This window comes from Dactylosporangium sp. NPDC049525, assembly GCF_040676755.1.
GTDB lineage: Bacteria > Actinomycetota > Actinomycetes > Mycobacteriales > Micromonosporaceae > Dactylosporangium.
Map to the genome: position 1 here is coordinate 74,640 of NZ_JBFAPO010000023.1, position 13,185 is coordinate 87,824.

A 13,185-nucleotide genomic window follows, 5' to 3' on the forward strand; every position below is an offset into this window, starting at 1 on the left:
GGCGCCGCCGTGCCGTCGTCAGCCGCGACGCTGACCGGGTCAGCGTCGCGGCTGACCTTCAGCGGTCCGGGATCAGCGCCGTCAGGCCGTCCAGGAGGCGGGCCAGGCCGAACTCGAACAGCGTGTCCAGGCCGAAGTCGACGGCGCCGGGCGGCTCCTGCGCCAGGCGGACGAACATCGGATAGTCGCCGCCGGCCACGATCTCGCCGAAGCGGCCCATCTGCGCGGCGAACCACTGCTCGTTGGTGACCCCGCTGTCCTGCTCGGCGCCGGCCTCCCACTCGAGGTTGACCGCGGTGCCGCGGGCGTGGTTGGCCAGCATCATCGCGGTCTGCATCGCCACGGGCAGTGGCAGACCGGTCCCGTCCAGCGCGGCGAGGACCCATTCGGTGTGCGCCATCGCGTGCGGCGCCATCGGCGGCCGGGTGAACGACATGACCTCCGCCGCCCACGGGTGCCTGCGGTAGATCGACCACTGCAACCGCGCGACCGTCTCCAGGCGGCGCCGCCAGCCGTCCGGCGCCGGCGACGGCAGCGGCGACGCGGCGAACGCCGCGTCCGTCATCAGGACCAGTAGCTCCTCCTTGCCGGCCACGTGCCCGTACAGCGTCATGGTCGGCATCCCCAGCGCCGCGGCGACCCGCCGCATCGACAGCGCCGCCAGCCCGTCGGTGTCCGCGATCGCGATCGCCGCGGCGACGACCTGCTCGCGGTGCGCGGGCCGGCGCTCCCGGGACGCGGGCGGCCGGGCCACGACGGTGCCGACGCCCGGGACGGCCTCGACGAGCCCCTCCTGGCGCAGCGCGCCGAGCACCTTGGTCGCGGTCGCCATCGCGACGCCCCACTCGCGGATGATCTCGCGGGTCGACGGCACCCGGTCGCCGGTCCGCAGGTCGCCGGCGTGGATCCGGTCGCGGATCAGCCCGGCGATCCGCAGGTAGTGCGCTTCGGTCACGAACCGATCCTAGTGCACTAGTGCACATACACGTGAATTGCCTGTTGACAGTGTTCGTACGATGTACGCATGGACATTCTCATCTCGGGTGCGAGCGTCGCCGGGACGGCGCTGGCATTCTGGCTGCGGCACGCCGGGCACACGGTCACCGTGGTGGAGCGGGCGCCCGCCGTGCGCGACGGCGGCTATGCCATCGACGTGCGCGGCACCGCCCTGCGGGTCGCGGAGCGCATGGGCGTCGCCGAGCCGGCCCGGCGCGCCGGCACCGACACGCTCGGCACCAGCTTCGTCAACGCCACCGGCAAGCGGATCGCGACGCTGCCGCTGGGCTTCGGTGTGCTCAGCCCCGACGACATCGAGATCATGAAGAGCGACTTCACGCGCCTGCTGTACGACTCCGTGCCCGACGGCGTGGAATGGATCTTCGGGGACACGGTCACGGCGCTGGACCAGGGCGCGGACGGGGTGCGGGTGACCTTCACCCGCGGCGCCTCGCGCGGCTTCGACCTCGTCCTGGGTGCCGACGGCCTGCACTCCGGGGTCCGCGCGCTCGCGTTCGGGCCGCCGGAGCGGTTCGTGCACGACCTCGGCAGCCGGATGGCGATCTTCACCGCCCCCAACGAGCTCGGCATCGAACGCTGGCAGCTGATCCACAACGCGACCGGCCGGGTCGCGAGCGTCAAGACCGACCTGGGCAACGCCACGATCAAGGTCAACCTGCTCTTCGGCGGGGGCGGCGGCGTTGATCACCGCGACCGAGACGCCCAGCGCCGGCAGGTCGCGGACGCCTTCGCCGGCTGCGGCTGGCACGTGCCGCGCCTCCTCGAACACCTGCGGACCGCGCCCGACTTCTACTACGCGCCGAACGCGCAGGTCCGCATGGACGCCTGGACCCGGGGCCGGGTCGCGCTCGTCGGCGACGCCGGCTACTGCCCGTCGCCGCTCACCGGGCAGGGCACCGGCCTCGCCCTCGTCGGCGCCTACGTCCTGGCCCGCGAGCTCGCCGCCGCCGGCGACGACCACGTGGCGGCGTTCGCCCGGTACGACACCGTCCTGCGCGACTTCGTCGAGGTCAACCAGCGGGCCGCCCTCGCGCCGGCGAAAGGGTTCGCGCCGAAGACCGCCCGCGAGGTGTGGCTGCGCGACCTCAGCATCCGCATGCTGCCCTACGTACCGTGGCGGCATTGGATCTTCGAACTCATGACCAGAGACGCCAAGCGCGCCTCCGAAGCGTTCGAACTCTGCATGGACGACGCACATTTGCTTAGGATCGGAGGTGATGCGTCGATGTGAGGATGCAGGGTCGGCCGGATCGGGGTAGGCAGCCGTGGATCGAGATCGGGACATGGCGATGGCCGCGATCCGCTCCGTCTACACCATCACCGGCCGCATCAACACCGGCAGCACCGTCGCCGAGACGCTGCACCGCATCGCCGAGGCCGTCGTCGAGAGCGTCGGGTTCGGCGCCGCGGTGGTCAACTACCTGCATCCCGAGGGTGTCTACGAGGCGGTCGCGATCGCCGGCCCCGAGGAGGCCCGCGCCGAACTGCTCGGTGTGCGCTACCCAGCGGCCGAGTTCGACGCGCACCTCGCCGACGCCGACGAGTGGGGACAGCTGCGCTTCCTGCCGCACGAGCGGCACAACAACGGCATCCAGTCCTGGATCCCCTCCCTGGCCGAAGGCGCGGACGAGGTCCCCGACGAGGAGCGCTGGCACCCGCTCGACGCCCTGTTCGCGCCGCTGTGCGCGCCCGACGGTTCGCTGGTCGGGATCCTCAGCGTCGACCTGCCCGCGGACGGCAAACGCCCCGGCGCGTTCCAGCGGGAGCTCCTCGAAATGCTCGCCGCGCAGGCCGGCATCGCGATCAACAACGCCAACCTGGTCGAGGCGCTGCGCCAGGAGCGCCAGCACCTGGAGGCCAGCGAGGCCGCGTTCCGGCTCGCGTTCAACGGCGCCGGCACCGGCATGTGCATGATCGGCATGGAGGGCGCGGATCTGACCCGGCTCATCCGGGTCAACCCGGCCCTGTGCGAACTGCTCGGCCGGGACGAGGACGTCCTCGTCTCGATGCGCTTCGGCGACGTCATCCACCCCGACGACCTCGACCACAGCCGGGAGGTCTTCGCCGGCGGGACCGGATCGATCCGCGACCACGAGATCCGCTGCGTACGCGGCGACGGCGAGACGATCTGGGTCTCCGCCACGATGTCGATCGTCGCCGGCTCGCCCTCCTTCGCGATCACGCAGGTGCAGGACATCACCGACCGCAAGGCGACCGAGGCCGACCTCGTCCGGCGGGCCTCCCGCGACCCGCTGACCGGCCTGGTCAACCGCGACGCCTTCGCCGAGCCCCTGGCCACCGCGATCCGGCGGGCCCGCACCGAGGCCGTCGTCAGCGCGCTGCTCTTCTGCGACCTCGACGACTTCAAGGTCGTCAACGACACCCTCGGCCACGACGCCGGCGACGCGGTCCTCGTCGCCGTCGCGCACCGCCTCGTTTCCCTGGTCCGGCCCGCCGACACGGTCGCGCGGCTCGGCGGCGACGAGTTCGTCGTCCTCACCGCCAACGTCACCGTCGCCGACCTCGGGGCGCTCGTCGACCGCCTCGAACGTTCCGTCTCCGCGCCGATCACGCACCAGGGGCACATCATGCGGGTACGGGTCAGCGTCGGCGTGGCAGTGATCGATGACACGGTCGACGATGCGGGTGCCGCCCTGCGCGCCGCCGATCGCGCGATGTACCTGGTCAAGGGCGGGCGGCACGCCGGAGGGGTGACCAGACGGGTGACAGCGTTCGGTGATCGTTCGGGTGCAGCGGGTGGTATGCCGTTGCTGCGGTTGGTCCGCCCCGAAGCCGCCCAGTAGGGTCGTGAGGTCCGCTCCGGTCGACCTGCGCCGCATCGGTGCTGCCGGGCGGGCGCCGTCGAGTCGCGAGACTTTCGCGAGCCGGGGACCCACACAGTCCTCTGGGGTGTATCCGTGGCCGAGCCACGGTAGGGCGAAACTTCCCGCCCGAACCCGTCAGCTAACCCGGTAGGCGGCACCGGAAGGAGTCTGCCGATGATGGCCGCCCGCTTGCCGTCGTAGCGCCTCACCACTGATTCCCCCCTTCCAGCACGCCGCCGCCCGGCGCCGTGCCGATACCGCATGCCTTTTTCCGCATGCCATGTAGGACTCCAGAAGGAATTTCAGTAGTGAAGTCATTGCCACGCCAGTTTCAGCCACGACATCGCCGGCCGGCGTTCGTCGTGAAGACCGGGACCGTCTCGGTCGCCGTACTGTCTGCCACGCTGCTGGCCACCGTGCCCGCCGACTCGCCGTCGATGTTCGCCGGCTCCGCGTATGCCGAGCCCGGCGCCGTCGCGTCCGCGTCCCCGTTCCCCTCCGGATCTGCTGCCGGGTCTGCCGGCGCGTCCCCGTCGGGGTCCGCGTCGGGGGGCGCGGCCAAATCGTCGCCGGGGCCGCTCGCGGTCGCGGTGCCGGCCGCGCCGGCCGTGCCGCCGGCGCCGCCGGTCGTCCGGCCGGTCGCCGGGCTGGACCAGCGGCAGATGAGCAACGCCGCGCTCATCGTGCGGCAGGGTAGGGCGCAGGGCATGCCCGACCAGGCCCTCGTCATCGCGATCGCGACCGCGATGCAGGAGAGCAACCTCTACAACGTCGCCAGCGACGCGGTGCCGTCGTCACTGCGGCTGCCGCATGAGGGCGTCTCCTCCGACCACGACTCGGTCGGGCTGTTCCAGCAGCGGGCCAGCCAGGGCTGGGGCACGGTGGCGGAGCTGATGGACCCGTCGCACTCCGCGAAGCTGTTCTACAACGCGCTGTCCCGGGTGCAGGGGTGGCAGCGGATGAGCGTGACGGCGGCCGCTCAGGCGGTGCAGCGCTCGGCGTTCCCGGGTGCGTATCAGAAGCACGTCGGGCGCGCGCAGCAGGTGGTCCGCGCGCTCAGCTGACCCGGTCCACGGTCGATGCCGGCCGGCCCCGCTCGTCGCGGGGCCGGCCGCGCGTGCCTGTAGGCGGTCCTTGCCGGGCGCCTCGGCCGGGTCTCGGCCGGGTGTCTTTGCCGGGCCCGGTCTCGTCGGTGCCGGGGTCAGGCGGCGCCGGGGTCAGGCGCGGGCCCGAGGGCAGGCGCGGGCCCGAGGGCAGCTCAGGGCCGGAGTCAGGCGTAGGCCGGGGTCAGGCAGACCGGGCCGGGCGGGGCGGGGTCGGGCCGAATGGGGCCAGGGTCGGTCGAGGCCGGGCGCGGCCGGGCCTCGCGGGGCAGGGTGCAGCTCAGTGCCGGGGGCCAGCTCACGGCTGGGCCAGGCGTAGGGCCGGGGTCAGGCAGACCGGGCCGGGCGCGGCTGGGCCTCGCGGGGCCGGGGTGCAGCTCAGTGCCGGGGGCAGCTCAGTGCCGGGGCCGGCTCAGGGCTGGGAGCAGGCGCGGGGCCGGGGTCAGGCGGGGTGGCGGGTCGCCCAGCGGGCCAGGGCGACGAGCTCCGCGACCGCCGCCGGCTCGGGGATCGCCAGGTCGAGCGCGAGCAGCGCCTGCGCGAGGAGGTCCTCGCTCTGCTGGACGCACCATGACCGGGCGCCGGAGCGTTCGATGACCTTCGCGGCGCGTTCGAGCTCCGCTTCGCCCAGCCGGTCGTCCCGGCGCAGCAGGTCCGCGAGCTCGTCGGCGCCCGCCGCGAGCGCCGCGGCGACCGGCAGCGACCGCCGGCGGCGGCGCAGGTCCGGAAACGTCGGCCGGCCCGTCACGGCCGGGTCGCCCCAGATGCCGAGCAGGTCCTCGGCGAACTGGACGGCCAGCCCCAGCCGCACGCCGAACAGCCGCAGCTGGTCCACCCGTACCGGGTCACCGCCGCCGGCGATCGCGCCGAGCGCGCACGCGCAGCCGAGCAGGGCGCCGCTGCGCTGCTCGACCGCCGTGATGCATTCCCGTAGCAGGTCATTGCCGGACCGGCGGCCGGTGGTCGGGTCGACGGCGGTGCCGAGCGCCGTGTGCTGGCTGTGCAGGAGCTGCTGGACGGTGTCGCCGAGGACGCGCACGCCGGCCCGGTCGACGGGTGCCGCCCCGGACGGCTGCCGCCCACCGTCGGCGCACGGGTCCGGGGCACCGTCCCGCTCGACGAACCTGTCGCGGGTCGCGCGCTCATGGCGGCCGGTGTACGCCCCGCGAGTCGCCTGCGTGCCACCGCTCGCATGCGCGCCACCCGTTACGTGCGCGCCGCCACTGGCCGTCGCGCCGCTTGTTGCCGACGGGCCGCCGGTCGCGGCCGCGCCGCCGGCAACGAGCGGCGCGGCGCCGGTCGCGGGTGTGCCGCCGGTCGCTTGCGTCTCCCCAGCCGGTTGCGGGTCCAGCTCGCGCGGCCCGTCGCCCGCGGCTCGCCGGTCGCCGCCGCCGCGCCGGTCACCGGCGAGCGGCCCGTCGCCCGTGAACCGGGTGTCACCGATCGTCCGGGTGTCCCGGGTGGCCTGGCGCAATGGGCGCGGCACCCGCCTGGTCGGGTCGCCGGTGGCGGCCACGTCGAACGCGAGCGCCAGCATCGCCTCGCCGCCCAGCGTCGCCGGGTGCTGGCCGACCACGCTCCACGCCGTCGGCCGGTGCCGGCGGGTGAGGTCTCCGTCGAACAGGTCACGCTGGAGCATCGACCAGTGGTGCACCAGCTCGACCGCGACGGCACCCGCCACCGCGTCGTGCGGGTCACCACCGACCGCGCCGGCGCAGACCAGGCTGAGCGCGGCACGCATACGCACCCCTGGCGGATCCTCGTCGAGCCTTCCCAGCTGCAGCTCCGCCACGTCACGCGACGGTGCGGGCAGCCGGCCGACGGCGGTGCGCAGCGGTGGCTCCACCAGCAGGCCGGCCCAGGCGAGGACGTCGTCGACAGTGCGCAGCACGGTGACCATCAGTCGGACACCGCCAGGCAGGGGAAACTCACCGGAAAACGCACCACCCGTCGGATCCGACCATAGACAGGCGCCGATCAGATGCCGGCGCCGTGGACTGGTCAAGTATGCCGGTGGTGCCCGCCGGACACGCCCAAAACCCACGATGGTGGGCGGGTCATCGGGTGGCTTCCTGCAGCGACGGATCCGGTGGCGACACGACTGCCGCCTGCCGGTGCCGGAGTGCCTCCCACGCGGCTTTCGGGCCGGCGGCGACGTCCCTGACCGTGTTGTACCAGATCGTCACCCGCCGGCAGCCGTCGCAGAGCGCGGGTACCCCGTACGCGTCGACCCCGAGCCGCCGGCACAGGGTGACCGCGCGGTGCAGGTGCAGCTCCTGGCTCACGAGGATGGCTTTTGTCACCCCGTACACGTCATGGGCGCGGCGGCACGTGTCATAGGTGTCGAGCCCGTGCGGGTCGACCACCATCCTCGCCGGGTCGACGCCCTGACCGGCCAGATAGTCCCGCATGACCCGGACCTCGTTGCCGGAGCCGCCCTGCGCGTCGCCCGAGATGAGCAGGGCCTTGACCTTGCCGCTGGTCAGCAGTCGCGCGGCGATGTCCAGCCGGCCCTTGAGGAACGGCATCGGCACCTGCCCGCCCGGCGCCACCTGCGCGCCGAACACGATCGCCACGTCGGCGGCCGGCGCGTCGGCGGCCGGTCCGATCCGGCCCAGCGAGGCGGCCCGCACCCAGACCGTCGGCGCGAGCACCAGCGCCGCGACGACGCTGCCGGTGAGCACGACCCGCAGCAGGATCCGGCGGCGGCGCTCCAGGCGGGTCTCCCGGCCGGCGGGGAGCCGCTGCCTACCGCGCGCCGCCCACCTGGCCCGCTCGACCTCGAACAGGAACCACGGCGGCACCCGCCGGTCGGTGCGCAGCGCCTCGCGCTCGTCGTCGTCGAGATAGCCGGTGACGTGGTCGACCGCGACCGAATACGCCGCCATCCGCGCCGCACCCCGGGCCTGGGACCGCAGCACCGCCCACGCCCCCAGGGTGGCGATCGTCATCAACCAGCCCAGCGGCCCCAGGCGGCGGCTGCGGTGGCGCAACCGGTCCTGAACGGCGAGCCAAGCGACGCGCTCGTCGCGCAGTTTCGGCATGGCGGCAGCATTGCACGCCGTTGTGATGTGGTGGTGCCCGTGTGGTGTCGGTCGTGTGGAGTCGCAAATTGTCGGTGGGTCGAGGCAGGATGTATCCCTCGGGTTGGGGAGGTGGCGTCGGTTGGCCGGCAAGATCAAGGACGAGGACATCGCCTTGGTACGTGAGCGCACCGCGATCGCGGATGTGATCTCCGAGCATGTGACGCTCAAGTCGGCCGGGGGCGGCAACCTCAAGGGGCTGTGCCCGTTCCACGACGAGAAGACCGCCTCGTTCAACGTGTCGCCCGCGCGCAACGTGTATTTCTGCCACGGCTGCGGCGCCGGCGGCGACGCGATCAAGTTCCTGATGGACCACGACCACCTGTCGTTCGTCGAGTCCGTCGAGCGCCTCGCCGGCCGCGCCGGCCTGCAGCTGCAGTATGTCGAGGCGGGCAGCGCGCCGATCCGCCAGACGGGGCAGAAGCAGCGCCTCATCGCCGCGCACGCCGAGGCCGCCCGCTTCTATGCCGAGCACCTCGGCTCGCCCGGCGCCCGCCTCGCCCGCGAGTTCCTCGCCCAGCGCGGCTTCGGCCGCGAGGAGGCGGAGCGTTATGGCTGCGGCTTCGCGCCCGAGGGCTGGGATCCGCTGAGCAAGCATCTGCGGCTCAAGGGCTACTCGGCGCAGGAGCTGATCACCGCCGGGCTGTCCAAGGAGGCCCGCTCCGGCAGCCTCATCGACCGGTTCCGCCGCCGCCTGTTGTGGCCGATCAAGGACATCTCCGGCGACGTGATCGGTTTCGGCGCGCGGAAGCTGTTCGACGACGACGACGGCCCGAAATACCTGAACACCCCGGAGAGCCCGCTCTACAAGAAGTCCCACGTCCTGTATGGCATCGACCAGGCCAAACGCGAGATCGCCAAGCAGAGCAAGGTCGTCATCGTCGAGGGCTACACCGACGTGATGGCCTGCCACCTGTCCGACGTGCCCGTGGCGGTCGCCACCTGCGGCACCGCGTTCGGCGCGGACCACATCGCGGTCCTGCGCCGGCTCCTGCTCGACGCCGACGGTTACGGTGGGGAGATCATCTTCACGTTCGACGGCGACGCCGCCGGGCAGAAGGCGGCGCTGCGCGCGTTCGAGGACGACCAGCGCTTCGTCGCCCAGACGTTCATCGCCGTCGGCCCCAACGGGATGGACCCCTGCGAGCTGCGCATGGCCAAGGGCCCGGTCGCGGTGCGCGACCTCGTCGCCGACCGGCAGCCGCTGCTCGACTTCGCGCTGCGCTCCGTCATCCAGCGCTTCGACCTCGACACCGCCGAGGGCCGCGTCGGTGCGCTGAAGGCCACCGCCCCGCTCGTCGCGAAGATCAAGGACCGCACCCTGCGGCCCGAGTATGCGCGCAAGCTCGCCGGTGACCTCGGCATGGAACTCGAGACGGTCCAGCGCTCCGTCGGCGCCGCCGCGAAGGGCCTCGTCGAGGCGCCCGCCACCACGACCCGCAAGATCCTGGCGCCCGACAACGCCGAGGCCCTGGTCGAGCGCGAGGCGCTGAAGCTGGCCCTGCAGCAGCCCGTCCTGGCCGGCCCCATGTTCGACGTCATCGGCGCCGACATCTACGCCCACCCCACCTATGCGGTCCTGCGCGCCGCGATCGAGGCCGCCGGCGGCGCGTCCTCCGCGACCGGCGGGGCCGTCTGGATCGAGCGGGTCCGCGAGGCCTGCCCCGATCCGGCCGTCGGCGCCCTGGTCACCGAGCTGGCCGTCGAGCCGCTCCGCCTCGACGGCGAGCCCGACCCGCGCTATGTCGAGGCGACGGTTGTGCGGCTGCAGCTGCCCGCGCTCAACCGCCGCATCGCCGACCTCAAGTCCAAGCAGCAGCGCATCAACCCCGTCACCAACGCCGACGAGTATCTGCGCCTGTTCAGCGAGCTGGTGTCCCTGGAGCAGCACGCCAGGGCGCTGCGCGACCGCGGCGCCAGCCGCTGGTGACCGTCCAGGTGGACGGGGTGCCCGGGTCAGGTGCGGCAGGTGGTGCCGCCGGTTCGGCGGCGCCGCCCGCGGAGCCGGCGGTTCGGCGGTGCCGCGTGCGGCGCCGGCAGTTCAGGAGAAGGAGATCGTCGTGTTCGGCTTCTTGAAGAAGCGCCGCCTGCCGGCCGGTCAGCGGCCCGACCTCGCCGTCGACGAGCGGGTCCTGTCGTGGGCCGGCGCCACCGGCGACAACGTCGTGGTCGTCACCAACCTCGGCCTGTGGCTCCCCGGCGCCGGCGAACGCCTCGGCTGGCACGAGATCCACAAGGCGACGTGGTCGGGCCGGCAGCTGACCCTGATCGCCGCCCGCGAGCTGCCGGTCGACGGCCCCGGCGACTACGTCGTGATGGAGGACCTGCCGCCGCTGGTCGTCACCCTGCTCGACCCCGACCGGGTGCCCGAGCAGGTCCGCACCCGCGTCAACAAGTCGATCGCGCACACCTCGCACCACCCGCTCGCCGCCGGCTTCGGCGTCCGTGTCGTGGGCCGCCGGATCAGCGGCATCGACGGCGTGCGCTGGACCGTCCGCTACGACGAGGGTGTCGACCCGGCCGCCCCGGGCGTCGCCGAACAGACGGCCGCACTCGTCGCCTTCGCCCGCGAGTCCCTCGGCACCCCGGCCACCACCTGACCCGCCGTCCGCCTGACCCGCCGTCCGCCTGACCCGCCGTCCACCTTGCCGGCGGTCGGGCGGGTCTAGCTGCGGTCGACGCGTTCGGCGGCCGCGGGGGCGTCCGGCGGCCGGGCAGACAGGGTCGCGGGCGTCGGCGTGGGCCGGGCTCGCCGGCGGCGGAGCAGGTGCACGACGGCGGCGACGACGAGAGCGACGTCGAGGAACGCGCCGGGGACCTTCGTCTTCGTGGCCAGGCCGAGGCTGTCGGGCAGCGTGAGCAGCGGCAGCCCGGCGGCGGCGACGTGCACGACGGTGCGCAGCCGGCCGGTGAGCGCCGTGCCGGCGAGCAGGGCGATGCCGGCGATCGCGTACCAGGCGTAGAAGACCGGGCCGAGGACCGCCGCGGCGAGCATGCCGATGCCCGCCGCCGTGAGCACCACGTCCTGCCCGCGGCGTCCGGTCGCGCCGCCGTCCTGCGCGCGGCGGTCGAGCGTGGCCAGGGTCCGGGCGGCCCGCCACCACAGCGCCAGGAGGATCGCGGCGAGGGCCAGCAGGCCGGCGGCCCTCGCGACCGCGACCGCCGTCGCGAACGACTCCGGCTGGCCGGCGACCCGCAGCACGTAGCCGGCGGCCATGCCCACGCCGGTCGGGACGGACAACCACTGCACCATCGTGCTGGTCGAGCCGAGGGCGTGCAGGAAGCCGAGGCCGTGCCCCGTGAGGAGGGCGAGGATCGCGTACGCGGCACCGGCCGCCCCGGCGAACGCCGCAGGGGCCGTCCAGCGGGCTCTGGCCGTACCGGCGAAAAACACCAACAGCAGGGCGAAAGGGGCGGCGGCAAGGGCGGTGACCTTGACGGCGACGGCGAGGCCGAAGGCGACCCCAGACGCGGCGCCGGCCGCGGGGCCGGCACGTCTCGCGGCGACGAACCCGGCCAGGACCAGCCCGGCCAGGACGACGTCGTTGTGGGCGCCGGACACGACGTGGACCAGGACGAGGGGGCTCGCGGCCAGCAGCGCGTTGCCGCGGGACAGGCGGTGCACGGCGGCGACGCACAGCAACAGGCCGAGCACCGCGGCGACGCGCAGCAGCAGGACGACGGCGGGCAGGCTGCCGTGCGCGAGCCAGGCCGCGGCGCCCTCGACGGCGATCCACAGTGGACCGTATGGCGTCGGGGTCTCCCGCCACAGCTCCGGCACGTCGGACAGCCACGTGCAGGGCAGCGCGGCCGGACCCACCTGATAGAGGTCCAGGCCGGCGTTGAAGAGCTGGCCCTGGCACGCGTACGCATACACGTCGTGGCTGCCCAGCGGCGGCGCGAACAGCAGCGGCACGCTCCAGAGCACGGCCGTCACGAGCACGCTTCGCTGGTCGGGCTCCTCCCGCAGGGCCCACCAGGCGCGGATCAGCATCGCGAGGGCGACGAACCACACGACGACCCCGAGCAGCCACGCGCCGTCGTGCGGCACCGGCTTGCCGGCCAGGAAACCGCTGGCGGCGAGCAGGACGGTGGCGGCCAGCCCGAGCCAGCGCGGGTTGACGCTCACCAGCACATCGTGCCAACCGCCGGGCATCGCCCGCAAACCGGGACCGAAACTGTCGTACCTCTGGGTTAGTGTCGCGACGTGGCTGAAGACGGGGCATTGATCGCGGCGACCGCACTGGTCAAACGATTCGGTGACTTCACCGCGGTCGATGGCATCGACGTGCGGGTGCAGGCGGGGGAGGCGTTCGGGTTTCTCGGTCCCAACGGGGCCGGCAAGTCCTCGACGATGCGGATGATCGGCTGCGTGTCCCGGCCCACCGCCGGCTCGCTGCGGATCCTTGGCATGGACGCGGCCAGGGACGGTGCGGCGATCCGGGCGCGGCTCGGGGTCTGCCCGCAGCAGGACTCGCTCGACCTGGAGCTCACCGTCCTGGAGAACCTGACCGTCTACGCGCGCTATTTCAACATCCCGCGCCGGGTCGCGCGGGCACGAGCCATGGAGCTGCTCGACTTCGTGCAGCTCGCCGACCGCGCCGGCGACAAGGTCGAGCCGCTGTCCGGCGGGATGCGGCGCCGCCTGACGATCGCGCGGGCGCTGGTCAACGAGCCGGAGATCGTGCTGCTCGACGAGCCGACGACCGGCCTCGACCCGCAGGCCCGGCACCTGGTGTGGGAGCGGCTGTTCCGGCTCAAGCAGCGCGGCGTGACGCTGGTGCTGACCACGCACTACATGGACGAGGCGGAGCAGCTGTGCGACCGCCTGGTCGTCATGGACGCCGGCCGGATCGTCGCGGAGGGCTCGCCGCGGGAGCTCATCGACCGGCACTCGACCCGCGAGGTCCTCGAGGTGCGGTTCGGCAACGATCCGCTCGACGGGTTCGCGGACAAGCTCGACGGCATCGGTGAGCGCACCGAGGTGCTGCCGGACCGCATCCTGGTCTACACCGACGACGGCGACGCGGCCGCGGCACAACTGCACGGCAGGGGGCTGACGCCGTCCAGCGTGCTGGTCCGGCGCGGCTCGCTCGAAGACGTGTTCCTGCAGCTCACCGGCCGGACGCTGGTCGACTAGTGCGGCGGGCGTTGGAA

General features: G+C 73.4%; 10 protein-coding genes and 1 riboswitch. Of the genes, 6 read left to right on the forward strand and 4 right to left on the reverse strand.

The genetic code is table 11. The features are described 5' to 3' along the window. Positions 1-58: 58 nt before the first annotated feature. Complete coding sequence (locus AB0K00_RS29415; RefSeq protein ID WP_363526458.1) at positions 59-955, reverse strand: TetR/AcrR family transcriptional regulator C-terminal domain-containing protein; 897 nt, start codon at positions 953-955, stop codon at positions 59-61. 69 nt (positions 956-1,024) lie between these two features. Here AB0K00_RS29415 and AB0K00_RS29420 point away from each other — a divergent pair, with 69 nt between their 5' ends. The 3 genes from AB0K00_RS29420 (at position 1,025) to AB0K00_RS29430 (ending at position 4,906) form a co-directional block, all read left to right on the forward strand. Beyond that, complete coding sequence (locus AB0K00_RS29420) at positions 1,025-2,248, forward strand: FAD-dependent monooxygenase (protein ID WP_363526460.1); 1,224 nt, start codon at positions 1,025-1,027, stop codon at positions 2,246-2,248. A gap of 34 nt (positions 2,249-2,282) precedes the next feature. Then, positions 2,283-3,821, forward strand: coding sequence for a diguanylate cyclase (locus AB0K00_RS29425; protein WP_363526463.1), 1,539 nt, complete (start codon positions 2,283-2,285; stop codon positions 3,819-3,821). Positions 3,822-3,867: 46 nt separating this feature from the next. After that, positions 3,868-4,011: riboswitch (cyclic di-AMP (ydaO/yuaA leader) on the forward strand. Positions 4,012-4,204: 193 nt separating this feature from the next. Beyond that, the gene (locus AB0K00_RS29430) at positions 4,205-4,906 is read left to right on the forward strand and encodes a hypothetical protein (RefSeq protein WP_363526466.1); all 702 of its coding nucleotides are present in this window, start codon (positions 4,205-4,207) and stop codon (positions 4,904-4,906) included. A gap of 481 nt (positions 4,907-5,387) precedes the next feature. On the opposite strand, the gene AB0K00_RS29435 is transcribed toward AB0K00_RS29430, so the two are convergent. Both AB0K00_RS29435 and AB0K00_RS29440 read right to left on the reverse strand, forming a co-directional pair. Beyond that, on the reverse strand, positions 5,388-6,845 hold the full coding sequence (locus AB0K00_RS29435) for a polyprenyl synthetase family protein (protein ID WP_363526469.1): 1,458 nt from the start codon (positions 6,843-6,845) through the stop codon (positions 5,388-5,390). A gap of 157 nt (positions 6,846-7,002) precedes the next feature. After that, positions 7,003-7,989 carry an ElyC/SanA/YdcF family protein gene (locus AB0K00_RS29440; RefSeq protein WP_363526471.1) on the reverse strand — a complete coding sequence of 329 codons (987 nt, stop codon included), beginning with the start codon at positions 7,987-7,989 and terminating at the stop codon, positions 7,003-7,005. Between the two features lie 121 nt (positions 7,990-8,110). Between AB0K00_RS29440 and dnaG the strand changes: the two genes are divergently transcribed. Both dnaG and AB0K00_RS29450 read left to right on the forward strand, forming a co-directional pair. Beyond that, positions 8,111-9,958 carry a DNA primase gene (gene dnaG / locus AB0K00_RS29445; protein WP_363526474.1) on the forward strand — a complete coding sequence of 616 codons (1,848 nt, stop codon included), beginning with the start codon at positions 8,111-8,113 and terminating at the stop codon, positions 9,956-9,958. Positions 9,959-10,088: 130 nt separating this feature from the next. Then, positions 10,089-10,628, forward strand: coding sequence for a hypothetical protein (locus tag AB0K00_RS29450; RefSeq protein ID WP_363526476.1), 540 nt, complete (start codon positions 10,089-10,091; stop codon positions 10,626-10,628). A 65-nt stretch (positions 10,629-10,693) separates the two neighbouring features. Here the strand turns inward: AB0K00_RS29450 and mptB are convergent, their stop codons facing one another. Next, positions 10,694-12,157 carry a polyprenol phosphomannose-dependent alpha 1,6 mannosyltransferase MptB gene (gene mptB / locus AB0K00_RS29455; protein WP_363526479.1) on the reverse strand — a complete coding sequence of 488 codons (1,464 nt, stop codon included), beginning with the start codon at positions 12,155-12,157 and terminating at the stop codon, positions 10,694-10,696. 78 nt (positions 12,158-12,235) lie between these two features. Here mptB and AB0K00_RS29460 point away from each other — a divergent pair, with 78 nt between their 5' ends. Beyond that, the gene (locus AB0K00_RS29460) at positions 12,236-13,168 is read left to right on the forward strand and encodes an ABC transporter ATP-binding protein (RefSeq protein WP_363526482.1); all 933 of its coding nucleotides are present in this window, start codon (positions 12,236-12,238) and stop codon (positions 13,166-13,168) included. The last annotated feature ends 17 nt before the right edge of the window (positions 13,169-13,185 follow it).